General features: G+C 37.9%; 18 protein-coding genes and 1 pseudogene. 4 read left to right on the forward strand and 15 right to left on the reverse strand.

From position 1 onward, the window contains the following. Nucleotides 1–149 precede the first annotated feature (149 nt). On the forward strand, nt 150–1157 hold the full coding sequence (locus H5084_RS17935; RefSeq protein ID WP_182692022.1) for a DUF4917 family protein: 1008 nt from the start codon (nt 150–152) through the stop codon (nt 1155–1157). Nucleotides 1158–1732: 575 nt separating this feature from the next. On the opposite strand, the gene nlpI is transcribed toward H5084_RS17935, so the two are convergent. The 15 genes from nlpI to H5084_RS18010 form a co-directional block, all read right to left on the reverse strand. After that, a complete protein-coding gene (gene nlpI, locus H5084_RS17940) occupies nt 1733–2689 on the reverse strand; it encodes a lipoprotein NlpI (RefSeq protein ID WP_182692024.1) in 957 nt (318 codons plus the stop codon). Between the two features lie 378 nt (nt 2690–3067). Then, on the reverse strand, nt 3068–4015 hold the full coding sequence (gene secF / locus H5084_RS17945; RefSeq protein ID WP_182692025.1) for a protein translocase subunit SecF: 948 nt from the start codon (nt 4013–4015) through the stop codon (nt 3068–3070). Between the two features lie 12 nt (nt 4016–4027). After that, nucleotides 4028–5890, reverse strand: coding sequence for a protein translocase subunit SecD (secD, locus tag H5084_RS17950; RefSeq protein WP_028867642.1), 1863 nt, complete (start codon nt 5888–5890; stop codon nt 4028–4030). A 68-nt stretch (nt 5891–5958) separates the two neighbouring features. Further along, a complete protein-coding gene (yajC, locus tag H5084_RS17955; RefSeq protein ID WP_028867643.1) occupies nt 5959–6294 on the reverse strand; it encodes a preprotein translocase subunit YajC in 336 nt (111 codons plus the stop codon). 61 nt (nt 6295–6355) lie between these two features. After that, on the reverse strand, nt 6356–7480 hold the full coding sequence (tgt, locus tag H5084_RS17960; RefSeq protein ID WP_182692027.1) for a tRNA guanosine(34) transglycosylase Tgt: 1125 nt from the start codon (nt 7478–7480) through the stop codon (nt 6356–6358). A 171-nt stretch (nt 7481–7651) separates the two neighbouring features. Beyond that, a complete protein-coding gene (gene queA, locus H5084_RS17965; RefSeq protein ID WP_182692029.1) occupies nt 7652–8698 on the reverse strand; it encodes a tRNA preQ1(34) S-adenosylmethionine ribosyltransferase-isomerase QueA in 1047 nt (348 codons plus the stop codon). Between the two features lie 182 nt (nt 8699–8880). Further along, nucleotides 8881–9585 carry a phosphate signaling complex protein PhoU gene (gene phoU, locus H5084_RS17970; protein ID WP_028867646.1) on the reverse strand — a complete coding sequence of 235 codons (705 nt, stop codon included), beginning with the start codon at nt 9583–9585 and terminating at the stop codon, nt 8881–8883. Between the two features lie 13 nt (nt 9586–9598). After that, entirely contained in the window at nt 9599–10411 is an 813-nt protein-coding gene (gene pstB / locus H5084_RS17975; RefSeq protein WP_028867647.1) for a phosphate ABC transporter ATP-binding protein PstB, read from the reverse strand. A 122-nt stretch (nt 10412–10533) separates the two neighbouring features. After that, on the reverse strand, nt 10534–12192 hold the full coding sequence (pstA, locus tag H5084_RS17980) for a phosphate ABC transporter permease PstA (RefSeq protein ID WP_028867648.1): 1659 nt from the start codon (nt 12190–12192) through the stop codon (nt 10534–10536). A 16-nt stretch (nt 12193–12208) separates the two neighbouring features. Next, a complete protein-coding gene (locus H5084_RS17985; protein WP_182692031.1) occupies nt 12209–14434 on the reverse strand; it encodes an ABC transporter permease subunit in 2226 nt (741 codons plus the stop codon). Between the two features lie 516 nt (nt 14435–14950). After that, nucleotides 14951–15307, reverse strand: a complete 357-nt coding sequence (rplT, locus tag H5084_RS17990) for a 50S ribosomal protein L20 (protein ID WP_025564056.1) — start codon at nt 15305–15307, stop codon at nt 14951–14953. Nucleotides 15308–15323: 16 nt separating this feature from the next. Next, nucleotides 15324–15521 carry a 50S ribosomal protein L35 gene (gene rpmI, locus H5084_RS17995; RefSeq protein WP_025564055.1) on the reverse strand — a complete coding sequence of 66 codons (198 nt, stop codon included), beginning with the start codon at nt 15519–15521 and terminating at the stop codon, nt 15324–15326. 96 nt (nt 15522–15617) lie between these two features. Then, a complete protein-coding gene (gene infC / locus H5084_RS18000; protein ID WP_220486010.1) occupies nt 15618–16175 on the reverse strand; it encodes a translation initiation factor IF-3 in 558 nt (185 codons plus the stop codon). Between the two features lie 5 nt (nt 16176–16180). Further along, a complete protein-coding gene (gene thrS, locus H5084_RS18005; protein ID WP_028867651.1) occupies nt 16181–18088 on the reverse strand; it encodes a threonine--tRNA ligase in 1908 nt (635 codons plus the stop codon). 151 nt (nt 18089–18239) lie between these two features. Next, nucleotides 18240–18503, reverse strand: coding sequence for a YebG family protein (locus H5084_RS18010; RefSeq protein ID WP_028867652.1), 264 nt, complete (start codon nt 18501–18503; stop codon nt 18240–18242). A gap of 131 nt (nt 18504–18634) precedes the next feature. Here H5084_RS18010 and H5084_RS18015 point away from each other — a divergent pair, with 131 nt between their 5' ends. From H5084_RS18015 to H5084_RS18025, 3 genes and pseudogenes are all read left to right on the forward strand, one after another. Further along, a complete protein-coding gene (locus H5084_RS18015; RefSeq protein WP_182692033.1) occupies nt 18635–19228 on the forward strand; it encodes a paraquat-inducible protein A in 594 nt (197 codons plus the stop codon). Next, on the forward strand, nt 19221–19853 hold the full coding sequence (locus tag H5084_RS18020) for a paraquat-inducible protein A (RefSeq protein ID WP_084296194.1): 633 nt from the start codon (nt 19221–19223) through the stop codon (nt 19851–19853). The genes H5084_RS18015 and H5084_RS18020 overlap by 8 nt, the downstream gene beginning before the upstream one ends. Next, a pseudogene (locus tag H5084_RS18025) lies at nt 19843–22320 on the forward strand (MlaD family protein); the annotation flags it as partial. The gene H5084_RS18020 and the pseudogene H5084_RS18025, both read left to right, overlap by 11 nt. Between the last annotated feature and the right edge of the window lie 370 nt (nt 22321–22690).

The following is a 22690-nucleotide window of genomic DNA, read 5'->3' on the forward strand; positions in this document are numbered from 1 at the left end:
AAGTATGCTATGTTTATTCATGCTAGCCTCCACATTATATTGTTGATAGATATATTATGGCTCTGGTTGAAAAACTAACCCACTGTAGAGGCTAGCACCTTAGTGGGAAGTCATTATGTCTATGTCATTTCAATTCACAGGTCACCAATATGCCCCAACATAATATAGATGCAAATTTAATTAACTGGTCTGAACTTATGGACCTTGGCTGGAAAAACCTACTTTTAGGTAATGGTTTTAGTATAAATATTTGGGAAAAATTCGGATACGGTACATTATTCGAATTAGCTCAAAAGGATGTGGTTGATACTAAAATCGCTTTAGAGGGGCTAGCGTTGTTTGAACACTTAGATAGTTCAAACTTTGAAGATGTTTTGAGAATTCTTTATCATGCTCAACTAGTTGATGAGCAGTTAGGGAGGCCTCAAGAAACAGAAATTCGAGAATTATATGAAAACATAAAAAATTCTCTAGGCTCTGCTGTAAATTATGCTCATATACCTCCAGAGATGGCTGACGTAAGAACTATAAATGAAGAACTTCGACCATATAAAAATGTATTTACAACAAATTACGATCTAATCCCATATTGGTCTGTAATGCATACAGATACGTGGCGATTCAAGGATTACTTTTGGGGGGAAGGTAATTGTTTTGACTTATCTGATACTTCAGTTCCCGCAGATAGGACAAAACTTCACTATTTACATGGTGCCATTCACTTGGTAGAAAGAAGTGATGGAAAAACGCAAAAATTATCAGCTAATGGATTGCATAGGCTGACTGATTTGTTTGACTTAGAGCATCCAGAGCAGTTTCCATTGTTTATTTCAGAAGGCTCCTCAGAGTGGAAGCTTTCTAAAATAAAGCGGAACGATTATTTAAGATTTTGTTATGAAAAATTAGCAAGAACTTCTGGTGGAATAGTTGTAATTGGCCACTCTCTTCATAAAGATTATGATCAACATATAATTGATGCAATTAATCAAAGTAGTATTTCTAGGGTTGCAATTGGTGTATGGCCATTAATGGATAGCACTGAGATAATTTCATTGAAGTCGCGATTAACCCAAGATATTAAAGACAAAGATTTATACTTTTATGATTCTCAAAGTCATCCTCTTGGTGATTTATCACTCTATGTGCCAATGACATAATCGGGTAGCCGGAGGTATCTAACCCCCTGCCCCCACACCACCCTGCATGCGGCTCCGCACAGGGCGGTTCATCTTATAATGAATAGTGAATATTAATCCACAAATCCTTTAATGACATCAAACCTTGTCTGGCTAAAAACGCATTACTGATCGCTATATTGATCCCTTTGGTTTTCGAACTACGACAAGGTCCTTTGCTGGTACTTTTATAAACCCACTGGCACAGGAAATAGCTAAACGTTCACTGACTCCCAGTTTGATCAATGATCTCACTTTCGTCCGTGGTTTCGCCATTGCCGCCGCACTTGTTGACTAGAAATACATTCACAGTCAGCGGCGGATCCAATGGTCTAGCTCATTTCGAGACATAGATGTGGTGTATGAGTGGTGCGTTTAGATATATTTCAACAAGATGAAATTGAAGCGCGACAATAACAGACGAAATTAAGATAGATAGTTTAGCCTTTAGCCGCTTTGTTACTAACTTCTTATTTGCCAAATAATCACTATCATTCTAGGCATAAAATAGAACAATAAAACTAAAAAAGCCCACCGGAGTGAGCTTTTAATTCAGCTTAGCTGCTTGGATTAATGGCTTGCTGAGCTTGTTGTAGTTTTAACGCTTGCGCCTGTAGTTTCTCTTGAATGTGGCTTAAGTCAATCAACCCATATTTATACTCAATGAAATCTTTTACATTGGTTGCAACGCTTAATTTTAAATAATAAATACCTTTGTTAAGATGATTATTGTTCATGTGCCAATGTGCTAAGTAATAATAAGCTTCGCATAAACGTTGCGCTAACTCATCATTTGTTTCTACACCATTTGCGATATTGTCAAAAAAGTCTTTTTCAGATAAATCACCGTTGATAACATCAATAATCGCCCATGCAAATCGTTTATCTTGCTCTTCCGGTTGTGTTGCCTTCAATTGCCCTTCTGCTAGCTTTTGATCCACGTGCGCATTAATAATATAGCGCCACAATGAACGATAAGGATCACTTTTATCAAGCTCGTAAAAATGCTCTATATCTTTCTGCGCGCCATCATAACGCTTAACTAGTGATAAACCAATCGCACGATGAAGGTAGCTGTATTGCATTTTATCGGAGAGTTCAATCGCAGAGTCGAAAGCGTCAAAAGCTTCGTCATAGGCTTCACCCATTAATAGATAAACACCTAAAGAGTTATAGGATTGAGCAAAGGTTGGATCAATCTGAATCGATTGAGTAAAATCATAGCGACTATGTGCATTAAGCCCCATTCGATCATAAATCAATCCACGCTCATACAATAAAGCAGCGCGTTGCTTATCATCGACTTTATCTTTGTCGGCAATTAATTGATTAATACGTAATAATTTGACTTCATCTTGGTACGTTATTTGTAGAGGAGTCGCGAGAGGAAACACTGAATTACCGTTACCGGTAGCTTCTAAAGTATAACTTTTACTTTCATGTTGATTGTTTGAACACGCAGTCAATGTGGCAAAAGACAGGACAATAGCCCATTTATTAAAAGATAATCGCATCGTTGAACCCTTATAAACAAGATTTTCAAGAGTGTACCATATCATTGATAATGTAAAGTTTTACCCATTATATTCAATAAATAATCACTATTTTTCACGGAATAAGGCTTATTTATGACAAAATATTTACAATAAAAGAATGGGAATGACTAAAAATTGTACCGATAGGTAATAAGCTTAACGCGTTTTTCCTTTTACTATCTAGCACTTATTGCTTGGTACTCCAGAAGTAAAAATAAAGGGCTAAGCAATAAAGGCTGTTATATCTTTATATAAAACCAATGATATAAACCCAATGAAGTAAACCCAGTCAATGGATACAAAAAAGCACTGCTATGCAGTGCTTTTTTAATTGCTATAAACAGGTTATAAAATTGATTACATCAAGGCGTCTTGATCAGCGCCTTCTTTTTCAATCACTTCAGGGATCATGTGTTCACGCGATATACCTAAGTTAATCGCTAACGCACTGGCCACATAAATTGAAGAATAAGTACCAACAAAAATACCAATTAACAGCGCAGTCGCAAATCCGTGAATAAGCGCGCCACCAACAACAAACAGTGAAATCAATACAAAAATAGTCGTACTTGATGTGATGATTGTTCTGCTTAATGTTTGTGTTAAAGATTGGTCAACGATCTCTTCAGGTGTTGCGGTTGCTATGAGTCTGAAGTTTTCGCGAATACGGTCAAATACCACGATCGTATCATTGAGTGAATAACCTATCACCGCTAATAAAGCCGCTAATACAGTAAGATCAAATTCAATTTGGAATAACGAAAAAACACCTAACGTGATGATAATATCGTGTCCCAAGGCTAATACAGAGCCCATCGCTAATCGCCACTCAAACCGCATACTCACGTATAACATGATACAGATAAGTGCGATAATGATAGCAATACCACCATTCTCAGCCAGTTCATCACCCACATTTGGGCCAACAAACTCGATACGGCGCATATCCACATCACCGAAATCACCAGCAGTTAGTGCATTTAACACTTGATTACCGATCACTTCGCCTTTAACACCTTCGCGTGGTGCTAAACGAACCATCACTTCATGGCTGCTACCGAAATGCTGAACAACAGCATCGGAAAAATCAGCTTCACTTAATGTTAAACGCACATCCTCTAAGTTAGCAGGTTGTTGAAAGCCAACTTCAATTAATGTACCACCGGTAAAATCTAATCCCCAATTTATCCAATTTGTACTTAACGACCCTACCGAGATAACCACTAATAAAATGGATAACCAAGTTGCAGGCTTTGCATATTTCATGAAGCGAATAGTTTGCTTCGATTTAATTAATTCCAACATAGTTGACCCTGCTTAGATTGAAAGTTTTTTAATATCATTGCGGCCACCCCATAGTGCATTAACAATCGCACGGGTACCGAAGATAGAAGTAAACATTGAAGTTAAGATACCGATTGCCAGTGTCACAGCAAAACCTTTGATTGAGCCAGTACCTACAGCAAACAGAATAACGGCGGTAATAAAGGTCGTAATATTCGCATCAGCAATAGTAGAGAATGCATTAGCATAACCTTCATTGATCGCGCGTTGAACCGACTTACCAGCATGTAACTCTTCACGAATACGTTCAAAAATAAGTACATTGGCATCAACAGCCATACCAATTGTTAGTACAATACCTGCAATACCCGGCAAGGTTAATGTTGCCCCCGGGATCATCGACATCAAACCAACGATCATAACAATATTAAGTATCAGTGCTGTATTTGCAACTGCACCAAATTTACGGTAGTAAATAAACATAAAGATGACCACGGCTAACAAGCCATAGATCATTGCTTTCATGCCATTATCAATATTTTGCTGACCTAAGCTTGGACCAATAGTACGCTCTTCCACGATTTGAATCGGCGCTGTTAATGCACCAGCTCGTAATAATAACGCTAAGTTATGCGCTTCAGCCGTATTATCTAAACCTGTGATACGGAAACTACGCCCCAACTGAGCTTGAATAGTCGCGACGTTAGCCACTTCTATGCGCTTTTTAGTTTCTGATTTTCCATTAGCTTTCTTTTTACCCGTTGGTAAATACTCAATAAATAACGTAGCCATCGGTTTACCGATATTATCTTTAGTAAAACGTGACATTTTACTGCCGCCTTTAGAGTCTAAAGAAATATTTACCTGTGCACGTCCATATTCATCAGCGCTCGATTGAGCATCAACAATATGGTTACCGGTTAAGATGATTTTTTTCTTGATAACAACAGGAGTACCATCACGCTCTTTATATAAAATAGAAGAAGCTGGAATTCGACCTGCTAAAGCATCTGATAAATCGGTTTCAGAATCAACAGGATGGAATTCTAGAGTCGCCGTTGCGCCTAATATTTCTTTGGCACGAGCTGTATCTTGAATACCCGGTAATTCAACAACAATACGGTCCACACCTTGACGTTGAACGAGCGGTTCTGCAACCCCTAACTCATTAACACGGTTACGTAAAATGCTCAAATTCTGTTGTAATGCATCTTCTTTTGCAGACTTTAGTTTTTGTTCTGTCATGCTGATGGTTAAGTAGAAAGCGCCGTTATTTTCTTTTTCGCTAAACACAAAACCTGGGTTGATCGGTTTTAAGTAATCAATTGCACTATCTAGAATCTCTTGTGACGTAAAACGCAATATTACGCCAGTTTCAGTAGATGCTTTTTCGATACCACGAAATCGTATTTTTTGCTCACGTAATTCAGCACGTAAGTCTTGTACCATTTGATCTTGTTCTTTACTGATCGCTTCATCCATGTCCACTTCCATTAAGAAATGTACACCGCCACGTAAGTCAAGACCTAATTTTAAAGGACCACCACCAATCGCTTCTAACCAAGCTGGTGTCGATGGGGCTAAATTTAATGCTGTCACAAAACCATCGCCGATTTGTGCACTGATAGTTTCACGGGCAATTAATTGATCTTCGCTAGAAGAAAGGCGTACTAATATTTGACCATTTTCTAAGACAGTTGATTTAGGTGAGATATTAACTTGTTTTAAAATATCTTGAACTTTGTCTAAAGTAGATAGTTCAACTTTAGCACCACGTGTTGCAGAAACTTGCACAGCGGGATCTTCTGCATAGAGATTGGGTGCAGCATAAACGAGAGTAAATAAAACGATAAACCCAAGTAGTAAATATTTCCAAAGAGGGTATTTGTTTAACACAATAATGTCCTTTATTAGATGCTAAAGGTAAAGAGAACAAAAAAGGCAGGATAACCTGCCCTTCTTATTTAGATTGATTTAAGCGTACCTTTAGGTAGTACCGCTGAAATGAAATCTCTTTTGATTACGATAGTGTTATTTTCATTTAACTCTATTTGAACGTATTCACTTTCAGCACTGATTTTAACAACACGACCGATTAGGCCACCAGATGTTAGTATCTCATCGTTTTTGCTAATGCTTTCCATCAGGCTTTTATGCTCTTTAGTACGACGCGCTTGAGGGCGGTAGATCATAAAGTAGAAAATAGCTGCAAAAACAACTAACATAAAAATCATTTGCATGCCGCCGCCATCTGCCGAACCTTCCGCTGCTGCATGTGCTTGAGAGATAAATAAACTCATGTTATATCCTTTATTGTATAAAAATTAAACTATGTAATAGTATGGTAATTGTATTGTGTTATCAATTATTTAGAACTGGTTTTTCTTTTCCAATTCGCTTATAAAATATATCAACAAACTCGTCTAATGTACCTGCTGAAATCGCATCACGCAAACCTTTCATCAAACGTTGGTAATAACGTAAGTTATGGATCGTGTTTAAGCGTGCTCCCAGTATTTCTCCGCATTTGTCAAGATGATATAAATAAGCACGCGTATAGTTTTTACAAGTGTAACAATCACACTCTGCATCTAATGAGCTAGTATCTTCGCGGTGTTTGGCATTACGAATTTTAATCACACCATCGGTAGTAAATAAGTGACCGTTACGTGCATTTCTTGTTGGCATTACACAGTCAAACATATCAACACCACGACGCACACCTTCAACCAAATCTTCTGGTTTACCCACGCCCATTAAATAACGCGGTTTGTCTTCTGGAATTTTAGGTGCAATGTATTCTAAAATACGGTGCATATCATCTTTTGGCTCGCCTACTGCTAGCCCGCCGATAGCATAACCATCAAAGCCAATCTTAGTTAAACCATCTAACGACACATCACGTAAGTGCTCAAAACAGCCACCTTGGATAATGCCAAACAATGCATTGGGATTTTGTAACTCATCAAAACGTTGACGACTACGTTCAGCCCAACGAAGAGAAAGCTTCATTGACACGTCAGCTTCTTGCTCAGTTGCGGGATACGCAGTACATTCATCGAAAATCATTACGATATCTGAACCTAGGTCATACTGAATATCCATAGAGACTTCTGGAGATAAAAATACTTGGTCGCCATTGACAGGGCTTCTAAAATAAACGCCCTCTTCTTTTATTTTACGCATTTTACCCAAGCTGAATACTTGGAAACCACCTGAATCAGTTAGTATCGGACCACTCCAATTCATAAAGTCGTGTAAATCACCGTGTTGGCGGATCACTTCTTGTCCTGGGCGTAACCACAGGTGGAATGTATTGCCTAATAATATTTCTGCGCCTGTGTCATGTACTTCTTCAGGCGTCATGCCTTTTACCGTGCCGTAGGTACCGACTGGCATAAACGCAGGTGTTTCCACCGTACCACGTTCAAAAGTTAAGCGGCCACGACGAGCGCGTCCATCGGTTGTTATTAATTCATATTTCATGGTTTTCCTTATCAGAGAAACAGTCTGATTTTTGATTGAACAATTATTAAAACGAACTGAATCATGCCCTTTGATCTTAGTCATCGATTCGAGTTTTAATGTCTTACTTTTTTAGATTAATAGCTTAAAAATCTCTTTTTAGGGCTTTATTAATTAGTTTTTAGTTAATTTTTAGTTAGTTTTTTTGGTCAAAAACATCGCATCACCGTAACTAAAGAAACGATATTTGTTTTCAATCGCAGTTTGATAAGCTTTATCTATATTCTCTTTACCAGAGAAAGCACTAACCAGCATTAATAAAGTTGATTCTGATAAATGAAAATTAGTGATCATGGCATCAACTACTTGAAACTGATAACCCGGATAGATAAAGATACTGGTTTCAGAAAAGAACGGTGCTAGCGGCAGCCCGTTTGCTAAAGTCACACTAGCCGCACTTTCCACGGAACGTACCGACGTTGTTCCAACTGCAATCACTCGGCCTCCCGCCGCTTTAGTGGCATTGATTTTATCCACAACTTGTTGCGATACCTCAGCATATTCACTGTGCATTTGATGATCGAGTATATTATCAACCTTGACGGGCTGAAAAGTCCCTGCTCCCACATGCAATGTAACAAAGGCAAAGTCAGTCCCTTTTGCCGTTAACTTATCTAGAATGGCTTGATCAAAGTGCAATCCGGCAGTAGGCGCAGCAACCGCACCTGGATTTTTATTATATACCGTTTGGTAGCGTTCTTTATCGGCATCTTCATCGGGTCTATCGATGTAAGGCGGTAAAGGCATATGGCCAATACGTTCTAATATTTGTAATACCGTCTCATCACTATCAACTTTAATTTCAAATAATGGGCCTTGACGCTGCACCATTTCAGCCTTAACGTCATTTTCTAATAATAACTGGCAACCTGGTTTAGGCGATTTTGAGCTGCGCACATGGGCGAGAAAAGACTGTTCATCTAACACCCGCTCCACTAGTACCTCAATTTTGCCACCCGTTTCTTTACTACCAAATAAACGCGCCGGGATAACCCGAGTATCGTTAAAGATGAGTAAATCATTAGCATTAACTAAATCAATGATATCAGTAAAGTTTAAATGGCTTAATTCGCCCGAGTTCGCCTGTAATGAAAGTAAGCGGCTATGGGTACGCTCAGGCGTTGGGTAACGCGCAATCAATTCTTCAGGAAGGTGAAAAGAAAAATCAGCAACTTTCATGTAACGGTTCCAGTAAATAAAACGCGCAGTATACCTGATGCCACATGGGCTGAAAAGGTTTCTCGATTTTAAAAGCAACAGAAATACAAAAGCGAAGTTGATTGTATTCAACTTCGCTTTTATAAACGTCAAAAAACCTTTAAAACATAAATATAATCGTTTCAGGTATACGCTATTGAGTTTTACTCAATCAATGAATTGATCTCTTCTTCCGTTGCATGTCTAACGTCAATCCCTTTTACTAAGTACACGATTTGCTCACAAATATTTTGGCATCTATCACCAATACGTTCGATAGCACGCGCAGAAGCTAATACATTTAAAACAAACGGTACTGAACGCGGATCTTCCATCATAAACGTCATCAGTTCACGCAGAATACTCTCGTACTGACGGTTTACTTTTTTGTCTTCATTATGCACCGCAATAGCGGTATTAATATCTAAACGCGTAAATGCGTCTAAGGCATTATGTAACATTTTTAATACAATCTGCCCCATGTTCTCTAATCCAATTAATGAAGGCACTTTTTTACCGTGATTCTCAATCACCATTTTAGCGATCGCAACAACACTGTCCCCGACTCTTTCAAGTTCGGTTATCGTTTTCATAATGGTCAGTATTAAGCGTAAATCACTAGCGGCGGGCTGGCGCTTAGCAATGATTCGTGAACAATCTTGATCCACTTTGGTTTCAAATTGATTCACTTCATTATCTTTCACTATTACTTTACGTGCCAGCTCTAAATCATTATCCGCCATGGCTGATAAAGCATCGCCTAACTGTTGTTCAATGAGTCCACCCATCTGCATAACTTGGTTACGCACACTTTCCAGTTCACTATTAAATTGTCCTGAAATATGACGGTTTAAGTTTAAGTTTTCCATTTTATTTCCTTATCTAACCGTAACGACCGGTGATGTAATCTTCTGTCTGTTTTTGTTTTGGTGAAGTAAACAATGTATTCGTATCTGAGTATTCAATCAATTTACCCATGTACATAAAGGCCGTTTGATCCGAGACTCGCGCCGCCTGTTGCATGTTATGTGTCACGATAACCACGGTGAATTTTTTCTTTAATTCAGTGATCAATTCTTCAATGGTTAATGTCGAAATCGGGTCCAGTGCAGAAGTTGGTTCATCTAATAACAACACTTCTGGCCCAATCGCAATCGCACGTGCAATGACTAAACGTTGTTGCTGACCACCAGAAAGACCAAATGCATTATCATGCAGTCTATCTTTTACTTCATTCCATAAAGCAGCACCACGCAGTGATGTCTCACAGGCTTCATCTAAGGTACGGCGATCGTTTATTCCCTGTAGTCGTAAACCGTAAACTACATTTTCATAAATTGACTTTGGGAAAGGATTTGGTCGCTGGAACACCATACCAATTCGACGACGTAATGAAGCAACATCGACCGATTTATCATAAATGTTAATACCTTGTAGCTCAATATTGCCATCCACTCGACAAATTTCTACTAAATCATTCATGCGATTAATACAACGCAATAACGTTGACTTACCACAACCAGATGGTCCGATAAATGCGGTTACTTTACCCTTTGGGATTTTCATCGATACGTTGTATAACGCTTGTTTTTCACCGTAAAAAAGATTTAAGTTTTTAATTTCCAATGCTGTATTATCAGCGGTTAAAGCACTTAAATCACTACCTTTTACATTCAAATTTGATAAATCAATCATTGTCTTTCCTAATCTTTATTCACACACAAGACTGTGTCTGTTTTTAAAATGTGTTATTGATAGATAATGTGTAACCATGCGAGATTCTTATCAACGCTATCTACCTATTTTATCGCTACCTTTTAATGCTCCAATGAGCGGTATTTTTCACGTAAATTATTACGGATTGAAATGGCCGCTAAATTTAAGCCAATAATCACAGTCACTAATAAGAATGAAGTGGCATACACCAGTGGTCGTGCTGCTTCAACATTTGGGCTTTGGAAACCAACATCATAGATGTGGAAACCAAGGTGCATGAACTTTCTATCCAAGTGTAAGAATGGGAAATTGCCATCAACGGGTAACGTGGGCGCTATCTTCACCACACCAACCAACATTAAAGGAGCCACTTCACCGGCTGCACGAGCAACGGCTAAGATCAGTCCCGTCATAATTGCAGGGCTCGCCATTGGAATTACAATACGCCATAACGTTTCCGACTTGGTCGCGCCTAATGCTAACGATCCTTCACGCAGCGTACTTGGAATACGGCTTAAGCCTTCTTCTGTCGAAACAATAACCACGGGTAAGGTTAAAATAGCCAAAGTTAATGCTGACCACAATACACCAGGTGAACCAAAAGTAGGTGTAGGTAATGCTTCTGGGTAAAGTAGTTGGTCAATACTGCCACCTAGAATATAGACAAAAAACCCTAAACCAAATACACCGTAAACAATGGACGGAACCCCCGCTAAGTTAATCACAGCAATACGAATAAATTTAGTAATATTATTTTTGCCGGCATATTCATGCAGATAAATAGCAGCAACCACACCAAATGGGGTAACGATCACTGCCATTAACATCACCATGAATACGGTACCAAAAATAGCAGGGAAAACACCACCTTCGGTATTAGCTTCACGCGGGTCGCTACTTACAAACTTATAAACTTGATGAAACCAATGCCCTACCTTTTCCACAAAGCTCATATCATTAGGTTGGTAAAAATCTAAAATATATGAAAGCGGCATAGTGACTAAACGCCCAGTCATATCTTTTACAACCACACTATCGCGTTTAGCTTGATCTCGGTAATCAAATAACTCATTTTCTAATGCTAAGTACTCGGCGCGTAAGCTATCACTTTGAGCAGCAAATTCAGCGACCTTTTGTGGTGTTAGACTGCCATCAAGCTCTAATTTACGTTTATTTAAGCGAATGCGATCTAAGTCATAGTTGATACGCCCGATATCACCAGTCAATAACCCATGCTCTTTATCTCTAAACTCAAGCGCACGTTCAATGCGTTTATTTAACTCACCAACTAATGCACTTTTTTCAATATTTAATTTTTGCTCGCCCTCATTGATAGCCTCTAGGTAGCCGTAAAAATTACCGTTTTTAGTTCTTTCAAACACCACAATATCATTGGCAATTTTTTTATCTTTAATGATAGTTTCCAATATCCATTGAAAATCTAAATCAACATATTCACGATTACCTATTTTAATCAAGAAACGTTGTAAAGAATCACCTTCGTTGTCAAGACCAGTTACACCTGCATCGAGTAACTGTTGTTTTAGTACATCTTCAGTGTCGTATATTTCACCTATTAATACTGATTTTTGACCTTGCTCATTTTGCATATCAAACTCATACACAGTCGCAGGCCAAAAGAAACTTAATCCTCTCCATCCGATTAATAAAAACAAACCTATTACTGCAATCAAACTCAAACTTACAGCACCACCGGTCATCCAAATCCACGGTGTGCCTGATTTAAACCACTTACCCATAATAACTAACTCCTATTTATAGGCTTGAATATTTTTCACGCAAACGCTGACGAACAAACTCAGCAATGGTGTTGAAGAAGAAAGTAAAGATAAACAATACAAACGCAGCGAGGAATAACACACGGTAATGTGAGCTACCCACTTCAGACTCTGGCATTTCTACAGCGATGTTCGCTGATAAAGAACGCATTCCCTCAAAGATGTTCCAATCCATAATTGGCGTATTACCCGTTGCCATCAGTACAATCATGGTCTCACCCACTGCACGCCCCATTCCCATCATTACTGCAGAGAAGATACCTGGACTCGCCGTTAAAATAACTACTTTAGACAATGTCTGCCAACGTGTTGCACCTAATGCTAACGACCCCATTGTTAAACTCTTTGGCACACTAAAGATGGCATCCTCAGCAATCGAGAAAATAGTAGGGATCACCGCAAACCCCATCGCAATGCCAACAATAAGCGAGTTACGTTGATCAAAGTTAATACCTAACTCATTGGTTAAATACATACGGGTATCACCGTTAAATAACCATAATTCAAGCGTGTCACTAAAGGCCATCGACAAATAGCCAGTAACAACAAGAATTGGCAGGAGTACTAACGGTAATACGCCTTCACTGATTTTATCACTTAGTGATTTTGGAAGATTAGACCAAATCATTGCCGCGACTAACACGCTCGCAGGTAAGGTGATTAATAATAAGACAATCCCCGGTAATTGGCTTTCAACAATCGGTGCTAACCATAACCCTGCTAAAAATCCTAGTATAACCGTCGGTAATGCTTCCATTATTTCAACGGTCGGTTTGATATAAGTTCTGATACTTGGTGCCATGAAATAAGCTGTATAAATAGCAGCAGAAATACCAATAGGCACAGCAAATAGCATCGCATAAAATGCGGCTTTAATAGTGCCGAACGAGATTGGAACTAAACTCATTTTGGCTTCAAAATCATCACTAGCTGACGTTGATTGCCAAACATATTGCGGCTCTGGGTAGCCTTCATACCAAACTTCTTGCCATAAGGCAGACCAAGTAATTTCAGGATGTTCATTATCAACATGGTAAAGTTTAATGGTGTTGCTATCAGCAGCAAGAATTGCATTTGCACGAGGTGAAATAGCAACAACTAATGGCCCTGCTTTAGTAATCGATTCAGTTAATAGTTCAGTTTCACCGGTAGTGTGAAAAATAGATAAGTCACCTGATGCTGTAGTTGTTAAAAATCCCTTACGGAAAAATTCAGGTGTTATGCTTGTCACGCCTGATGATGCTTTAAAATCTCGAATTAAGGTGAACTCGCGTTTATTGTCATTTAACACTTCAAACCACTGGCTAATCACACCATTTTCATTAGCAACAAGTAAAGAACTAGCACCCGTCAATAATTGCATCTTAGTCACGTTACTGCCAGGCGCATTGATTTTAAATGCCGCAGTAATACGAATATTGTCACTATCAGACACATCGTAAACTAATAAGTCATTACCGCTACGTACAAACAATTTACTCAGATTAGGTGTGAGTAATAACTGTTCAACTTGCTGAGGAAATGAAGGCAACTTGAATAATGACTGTTCCCATTCAACTTCATCAGTCATCATATTTTCTTCGGCTGTTAATAGTAAGAAAAGCCCTTCACCATTACTTTGTACGCCAGCTAAACCTGCATATTCAGGATTCATTTCAAAGGCTAAATGAGTCAATGGTTGATTATCTTCAGAAACAATAAAGTCCTGTTCACCTAATGGAAAGCTGACTTCAGGCGTAATTAAGCGTTTATCATTAGGGTAAGATGTTACAAAGCTGGGTTTAACAATTTTGACTTCACCGCGTTCATTACTGATCGCATAAATACCGGTTGAAGCCATTGTTTTAGCAATGTTATGAGTGTTAGTAAAAGCTTGGTATTGTAATAAATTTTCACCTAAATCATCGTTTCTCAATGAATAAAAGCTTAACAACCCTTTCTCATTTAATTGATAGCTAACTTCATTTTGCTCATCGAGGCCCAATGCATAAATGGCAGTTGAATCTTTACGTTGAAAAGATTGTGTTTGTTCGATACTCACGGGCGCAAAAATAGGTAACACGACATACAATAGATACCCAAAAATTAATAACAATGCGACAAGCACCAAAGTGCCGCCTCCTGTTACACCATATTTAACTAACTTATCCTTAACCACACGCTTTTTATTCGCTTGCAGCGTGGTCGCTAAATCACGTTCCATTTACTATCTCCAACATAATTGATGGGCACGATTATATTGCTATTTTGTGACAGTTATATGACAACGTTATTGATACTGACATTTATACCATTAACTCCGTTAAATAGCCGATCAATCTTGCTAGTTAAAAGGCATCACAGCCAGGTTATAAAGTAACAAAGGGATAAAGCATTACGTTACAAATATTGAACTATAGATTTGGGGTTAGGGATAGTATTTCAGTAAAATTTCCCTCTTTAGTAAGGTAATACCAATCACACTAATTAACTGTTCTATTTTACTTGTTAAAATAATTTATTTCTTCGTTGTAAATTTCGTAAAGGGAACAACCATTTAGCTCAATTTACGCCTTAAACTAAGTCATTTTTCCTGCGCAAAATTTAGAGCACTTATTTAATGTAATCGGTATAAATTTTAAATGATGTCATCAAAGTAGGGAGAGAGAGGAAAGAAATTTTAAATCAAAAAAAAAGGAGACAAAATGCCTCCTTCTTCAATTCTGTTAATCAATAATGATTAAGCTAGCGCTTTTTTTGCAACTTCTACTAAATGAGCAAATGTTGCTTTATCAAATACAGCGATGTCAGCTAGGATCTTACGATCGATTTCAACAGAAGCCTTTTTAAGACCATTGATGAAACGGCTGTAAGATAATCCGCTAATACGAGATGCAGCGTTAATACGTGCAATCCATAGTTGACGGAACTGACGTTTACGTTGACGACGGTCGCGGTAAGCGTATTGACCAGCTTTAGTTACTGCTTGAACTGCTACGCGATAAACACGTGAGCGAGCTCCGTAATAACCTTTAGCTTGTTTTAAGACTTTTTTATGGCGTGCACGAGCTTGTACACCGCGTTTTACTCTTGGCATTTTATATATTCCTTACTTAAGCGAATGGTAACATTCTGTTAATACTAGGTACGTCTACTTTAGCTACCATGCTTTGAGCACGTAGATGGCGTTTACGTTTAGTAGATTTCTTAGTAAGGATATGACGTAAGTGAGATTGCTTACGTTTAAAACCACCAGAAGCAGTCTTTTTAAAGCGCTTTGCAGCACCTTTGTTAGATTTCATTTTAGGCATTGCGAACTCCGCATTGTTAAAATATTAAATTAAACCAGTAAGGCGAGTAAATAGTGCGAATATTCTCATATCCGCACATCAATACTACTTTATGCCTTAGCTAGCACGTTTAGGGCCAAGTACCATCACCATTTGACGACCTTCCAGTTTAGGGAAAGATTCGACAGTTGAGATTTCAGCTAAATCGTTTTTAACGCGATTCAGTAATTCCATCCCAAGTGATTGATGCGCCATTTCACGACCACGAAAACGTAGCGTTACTTTGGCTTTGTTACCCTCTTCAAGAAAGCGTATCAGGCTGCGTAGTTTTACCTGATAATCGCCATCATCAGTCCCAGGACGGAATTTTATTTCCTTCAACTGAACCTGTTTCTGATTCTTCCGTTGTTCTTTAACGGATTTACTCTTTTCAAAGAGAAATTTGCCATAGTTCATGATGCGACAAACTGGCGGCTCAGCATTTGGGCTAATTTCTACTAAATCCAAATCTGCATCAAACGCCATGTTTTTTGCTTCATCTAAAGAAACAATACCTACCGGCTTACCTTCTGAATCAGAAAGACGTACTTCAGTACCAGTTATTTCATCGTTTAAACGATGTTTATTGCCCGTTTGCGGGGCTTTTTTTGCACCTTTTATAACAAATTCCTCCAAGTGATTTATGATCGTGCAATGATTTCTCGTTTTACATGGTCAACAAAATCATTAACCTGCATTTTACCAAGATCATCGCCCTTACGTGTTCTTACTGCAACTTCATTTGCTTCGACCTCTTGGTCACCCACAACTAATAAGTAAGGAACGCGCTTTAATGTATGCTCGCGGATTTTAAAGCCTATCTTCTCATTTCTCAAGTCCGAAATTGCTCTAACACCCGATTTTTTCAATTTATTTACTACTTCCGTGACAAAATCTGACTGTTTGTCAGTAATATTCATCACAACCACCTGTTGAGGTGATAACCAAGTTGGATAAATACCTGCGTACTCTTCAGTTAAGATACCAATAAAACGTTCTAATGAACCAAGAATTGCTCGGTGGATCATAACTGGAGTATGTCGTTCGTTGTCTTCACCGACATAAGTTGCGTCTAAACGACCCGGCATTGAAAAATCTAACTGTATTGTACCACATTGCCATGCACGACCTAAACAATCATACAAGGTAAATTCAATTTTAGGGCCATAGAAAGCGCCTTCGCCTGGTAGATACTCAAACTTAACACCATTTTCATCTAATGCATGTGCTAATGCCGCTTCAGATTTATCCCATGTAGCATCATCACCCACACGTTTTTCAGGACGAGTAGATAATTTAACCACAATATCTTCAAAACCGAATGTTTTATAACATTCAAATACCATATTGATACAAGCAGATACTTCTTCAAGAATTTGAGCTTCTGTACAGAATATATGCGCATCATCTTGTGTGAAACCACGAACACGCATTAAACCGTGCAAAGAACCCGATGGTTCATTACGGTGACATGAACCAAACTCTGATAAACGTAATGGTAAGTCACGGTACGATTTTAAACCTTGGTTAAAAATCTGTACATGACCAGGACAGTTCATTGGTTTAATTGCATAATCACGGTTTTCACTACAAGTACAGAACATGCCGTCTTTGTATTTATCCCAGTGACCAGATTTTTCCCATAAAGAACGATCTAAAATTTGTGGAGCTTTCACTTCTTGATAACCAAAAGCAACGGTTTGTTCACGAATGTAACTTTCAAGCTCGCGGAAGATAGTCCAACCATTTGGATGCCAAAACACCATACCCGGTGCTTCTTCTTGCATATGGTATAAATCTAATTGTTTACCAATTTTACGGTGGTCACGTTTAGCCGCTTCTTCAAGACGTTTTAAATAAGCATTTAATTGTTTTTTATCAGCCCATGCAGTGCCGTAAATACGTTGTAGCATTTTGTTGTCTGAATTTGCACGCCAATAAGCACCAGACACTTTCATCAATTTAAACCATTGACTAAATTTCATCATCGGTACATGTGGACCACGACACATATCGACATATTCTTCATGATGATATAAACCAGGACGGTCGTCTTTATCGATACCTTCTAATATTTCTAACTTATAAGGTTCATTACGTTCTTTAAATACCGCAATCGCTTCATCAACAGATACTTTCTTTTTAACCACTTGGTAATTTGTTTTTACCAATTGTTGCATGCGTTTTTCAATTTTAGCTAACTCTTCATCATTGATGGTGACATCAAGGTCGATATCATAGTAGAAACCATTATCAATGGTTGGTCCTATTGCCATTTTAGCATCTGGATAAAGTTGCTTAATTGCATGACCTAATAAATGCGCACATGAGTGACGTAAAATTTCTAAACCTTCATCATCTTTAGCGGTGATAATTGCAACACTTGCATCGTGATCAATAGGATCACTTGCATCCACTAATTTTCCATCAACACGTCCAGCGATACAGGCTTTTGCAAGTCCAGGACCGATATCTGCAGCGATTTCCATAATTGAAGTAGTGTTGTCAAATTGACGTTTATTTCCATCGGGAAGAGTAATAATTGGCATGCTAATTCCTCACAGTGATGCTTCCAACCAAAAAGCATTTGTATTTGTTAAAAATGAGGAACGTATTTTAATGTATTAAGGAGCACAATAAAAGGTATTGAAGGTTAATTTATCAATACTCCCCTAAATTCTATCTATTTTTATACTTCTTTTATACTTCGGCTTTATCAATCATCTCTTGGTCAAACAATTGCCCTTTGAATAGGTTTTGTAATACATCTTTATTACTTGCAACATATAACCCTAACTCTTCCAGTTGCTGGTCATCCAATGAAACTGGACTCTGGCTTAAGAACAATGCAATTTGATCAGCGCTATCTAACATTTTATCGTATGCATCTGCTTCTTTCTTACTGGTAAAGGTCATTTTTTCAACACCTTTTCTTTCTACTATGTATTTAATGATGACTGCCACGGTGGCCTCTTTTAATAACGAATTAAACATGGTTTTATATACAGTAAAACTATTTGTAATAGAATGCAACTTTTGTCATCTTAAAATTAGTTTGCTATCCTCCATTAATGTAAAATTATTGATAATAAACAATGCAGACAATTATTTGCAGTCACTGTGACTTAGTATCACAAAAACCAATCTTAGCGCCTGGCTATGTTGCAAAATGTGCACGCTGCGAGCGTATTCTTTACAAAAATAAAGCGGTTAATGCGAATAAGTTATTTGCCTTATCAATAACGGCTTTACTGATCTGTATTCCGGCCTTTTCATCACCTCTGATATCGATTCACTTATTAGGCGTTACAGAAGAAGCGAATCTATTACAGGGTGCAATAATGATGATTGATATTGCTCCTCTTGTCTCTTTTGTGGTGCTATTTTGTGCGGTTGTTGCGCCAACATTGTTAACTGTATGTATTGCCTTTAGTAGCGGCTGTGTGGTGTTTAACAAACGTCCCTCTTTATTAAACTCTGTACTTAAGTTAACTGCTATTTTATTCCACTGGTCAATGTTAGAGGTATATCTCGTTAGCTTTATGGTCGCTGTATTTAAATTAATTAGTTATGCTGATGTCTATTTTAATAGTGGACTGTATTTTTTTGTGGCATTACTGATACTAAATATGACGATGCTCTGTGAATATAGTAATACAAAATATTGGGAATATTTACGTAATGAGTAAGCTATTAAAACCCGGTATCAGCGCCATGCAACAGGGTACGCAATTATGCAGGGTCTGTACCATGGACTCTTCGATTTCAGCTAACACAACGCATTGCCCTTATTGTGGTAGTCCAATTTCAGTGCGCATCAAACATAGCCAACAAAAAACCTGGGCCTTGCTGCTGACCGCGATGGTTTTTATAATCCCTGCCAACCTATACCCTATTACCTATTTACTAAAAAATAGTACACTTTATCCTGATACTATTTTTTCAGGTATAATCAGCTTATTTGAAAGTGGTATGATAGGCATTGCCTTGATTGTTTTTATTGCCTCTATTCTGGTACCTATTTTAAAGATTATTGCACTTTCTTTCATTTCACTCGCAGTGCATTTTCAATGGCAGCTGTCACCTAAAAAACAACTTTTTGCTTTCAAAATAGTTGACTGGGTAGGACGTTGGTCAGTACTCGACCTATTTGTTATATCAATCATGGTAGCCGTCTTCGATAAGGGAAACTTTTTGTCTGTTTACCCAGGTATCGCAGCTACTTCATTTACCGTTGTGGTTATCACCACATTATTTGCTGCGCAGAGTTTTGATACTCGTTTAATATGGGATGCTAACACTAATGCAAAATAACCCTACTGACCAAGCAATTATTGCTAAGTCACGTTCAATTTCCCCAATTTGGTTTTTACCTTGTATTGCAGCCCTATTAGGCATCTGGATTTTATTTCAAAATATCACCCATAAAAATGAACAAGTCACTATTCACTTTAAGCGTGCCGACAGTATTATCGTTGATAAAACAAAAGTGAGATATAAAGGTGTCATTGTTGGAACAGTAAAGAAAGTGGAGCTCGATGAAGTAGATGGCGTTAATGTTATTGCAGAAATAGAATCTCATGCCGTATTTCTATTGAAAAAGAAAAGTCAATTTTGGTTAGTTTCACCAAAAGCTTCATTAACGTCGATATCAGGTTTAGATACTTTATTTTCAGGCAGCTATATCAATTTATTACCCGGTGAAGGTGAATCAGAAAACGAATTTAATGCCACTAATGAACAGCCTATTAATATTCCTGAAAATGCATTATTACTTACGCTTAGAAGTAAAAGTGCAGCGTCAATCAATGTAGGTACCCCTATTTTCTACAAAAAGATACAAGTTGGGGAAGTCGCCCGCGTTCGCATTGATAAGTCAGGACAATTTATCAATATTCAAATATTTATTGAAAGTAAATATAGTCATCTGGTCAAGCAACAAAGCCGTTTCTGGAATATTAGTGGGTTAAATGCCAACCTGTCGCGTGCAGGTATTGATTTTAAACTAGATAGCTTAACCGCGCTCATTGCTGGAGGTATTACTTTTAATAGCCCTGCAGCTTCTTCACCACCGGAAGCCGATAAGCAATACCAGTTATTTGATAACATTCACGACAGCGAGCAAGGCTTGTCGATTTTATTAAAATTAAAAGACACTCATAATCTACCAAACCGAGCGGGCATTTTATTTAAGGGTCATGGTATTGGACGAATCGATAAAATTCGTTACGACAGTAATAGCCAATTATTTTTAGCTGAAGCAACGATTAACCCCGCATTTTCTGAAATGATGACAGAAAACGCACAATTTTGGATAGAAAAAACGGCCCTTTCATTTTCTAAAATAGAAAACCTAGGTAATATTATTACTGGCGATTATATTAGCTTCACACACAGTCAACATTACCAACAAGAAGTGCCACAATCGGAATTTGTATTAGCTCAGCATAAAGATTCACACAACGAATATACGACAGTCACGCTGACAGCCGACAATGCTGACGGTTTAACGGAAGGTGCACCCGTCACCTATAAAGGCCTAAGCATTGGCAAAATAAGTACACTACAATTGAGCAAAGACAGTCAACATATTAAAGTGTTGCTCAATATACAAAATCAATTTGCTTACTTGATCACCCCACAAAGTAAATTTCACTTATCAAGTGGTCTAGATTTCAAGGCATCCTTAACTGGGCTTGAGCTAAGTAGTAAACCGATACAACATATTATCCAAGGAGGCATTACCTTATATAATAGCCAGCGAGTACTAAAAAAACAGGTCTTTGAAAAGCAAGCTTCAGCAAGCAATACATTTAATACACCTTTTTATTTATATTCATCTAAAGAAACGGCTAAGCTTGGTAAAAATGCATTTGCTTCACCACTTAATGTTTCATTGCTAAGTAAAGAGTTACCTTCTGTCAGTGTCGGATCACCAGTCTATTATCATAAACTACAAGTCGGTGAAGTAAGTGCTTTAGCACTGCATGATTCAAGCTTAATGCAAACGAGCCTTAAAATTAATCCACAGTTCAAACATTTAATTTCAGATAACACCGTCTTTTGGAATATTAGTGGTATTAAGGTTGACGCGAGCCTTTCCGGTATCAATATCAATACAGATTCTTTGTTAGCTATAGCTGCAGGCGGTATCGCACTTGAACTTTCTTCAAAAGCAACCGGTAATAAAGTGAGCACAGGCCAGTATCGTTTATTTGATAGTTTCCAACAAGCAACCAATCCGCCTAAACAATTAACACTGACCTATGACGACGCCTATGACCTAAAAACGGGTAATCAAGTAAAACTGCAAGGTTTAGTGGTCGGTAAAGTCAATCAGCTTAAACTTAGCAAGCACAACAAAGTCATTGTTACATTGGATATAGAGCCTCAATATTTTAATAAAATAGCTAAGCAAGGGAGTAGATTCTGGATTGTACGCAGTAATATTTCATTATCAGGGACTAAAAATTTAGACACCTTAATTAGTGGTGTGTTTATTAATGTATCACCCGGCAAAGGCAATGCAATGACAACCTTTAAGGGTGAAACAAATGAGCCCTTATTAGCACAGCATAAAACCGGTCTGCCAATCACTTTATTAGCCAATAATGCAGGCTCTACTGATGTTTCAAGTCCTGTTTATCATCGTCAAATACAAATTGGGGAAGTCATCGATAAACGTTTAAATAACAACGCATCGGGTGTTGAAATCGTTATTAACATATACCCTCAATATGCACACTTAATCCGTACTAATAGTGTTTTTTGGCCAGCTTCTGGTTTTAACTTAGACATTGGCATTACCGGTGCGGCATTAAAATCAACATCACTGTCCTCACTGCTTAAAGGTGGCATTAATATGAGTACGCCAGATGACCAAAAATTACAACCCGCAAGCAATGCCTTCTCACGCTTTAAACTGCAAATAGAAATAGAGGATGAATGGTTACAATGGGAAATGAAAATTCCCAACGGTAATTAATTTAACTTTATGTTATCTTTCGCGAATTTTTATACCATTGCGCTACTGAAATGGTCAGTGTTTTGATTTAGAAGTTAATGTATCCACTTGGTCAATAGCTAATTATTGGCATTGAGATCAATACAAATATTAACTTTATTAACTTTATTAACTTTATTAACTTTAT

It is taken from the genome of Psychromonas sp. SR45-3 (genome assembly GCF_014163575.1).
Classification (GTDB): Bacteria; Pseudomonadota; Gammaproteobacteria; order Enterobacterales; family Psychromonadaceae; genus Psychromonas; species Psychromonas arctica.

Excerpts from the sequence above, each read along its gene's own strand:
- H5084_RS17935 (WP_182692022.1), top strand. The coding sequence starts at position 150 with ATGCCCCAACATAATATAGATGCAAATTTAATTAACTGGTCTGAACTT.
- nlpI (WP_182692024.1), bottom strand. The coding sequence starts at position 2,689 with ATGCGATTATCTTTTAATAAATGGGCTATTGTCCTGTCTTTTGCCACA.
- secF (WP_182692025.1), bottom strand. The coding sequence starts at position 4,015 with ATGTTGGAATTAATTAAATCGAAGCAAACTATTCGCTTCATGAAATAT.
- yajC (WP_028867643.1), bottom strand. The coding sequence starts at position 6,294 with ATGAGTTTATTTATCTCTCAAGCACATGCAGCAGCGGAAGGTTCGGCA.
- tgt (WP_182692027.1), bottom strand. The coding sequence starts at position 7,480 with ATGAAATATGAATTAATAACAACCGATGGACGCGCTCGTCGTGGCCGC.
- queA (WP_182692029.1), bottom strand. The coding sequence starts at position 8,698 with ATGAAAGTTGCTGATTTTTCTTTTCACCTTCCTGAAGAATTGATTGCG.
- phoU (WP_028867646.1), bottom strand. The coding sequence starts at position 9,585 with ATGGAAAACTTAAACTTAAACCGTCATATTTCAGGACAATTTAATAGT.
- pstB (WP_028867647.1), bottom strand. The coding sequence starts at position 10,411 with ATGATTGATTTATCAAATTTGAATGTAAAAGGTAGTGATTTAAGTGCT.
- pstA (WP_028867648.1), bottom strand. The coding sequence starts at position 12,192 with ATGGGTAAGTGGTTTAAATCAGGCACACCGTGGATTTGGATGACCGGT.
- H5084_RS17985 (WP_182692031.1), bottom strand. The coding sequence starts at position 14,434 with ATGGAACGTGATTTAGCGACCACGCTGCAAGCGAATAAAAAGCGTGTG.
- rplT (WP_025564056.1), bottom strand. The coding sequence starts at position 15,307 with ATGCCAAGAGTAAAACGCGGTGTACAAGCTCGTGCACGCCATAAAAAA.
- rpmI (WP_025564055.1), bottom strand. The coding sequence starts at position 15,521 with ATGCCTAAAATGAAATCTAACAAAGGTGCTGCAAAGCGCTTTAAAAAG.
- thrS (WP_028867651.1), bottom strand. The coding sequence starts at position 18,088 with ATGCCAATTATTACTCTTCCCGATGGAAATAAACGTCAATTTGACAAC.
- H5084_RS18015 (WP_182692033.1), top strand. The coding sequence starts at position 18,635 with ATGCAGACAATTATTTGCAGTCACTGTGACTTAGTATCACAAAAACCA.
- H5084_RS18020 (WP_084296194.1), top strand. The coding sequence starts at position 19,221 with ATGAGTAAGCTATTAAAACCCGGTATCAGCGCCATGCAACAGGGTACG.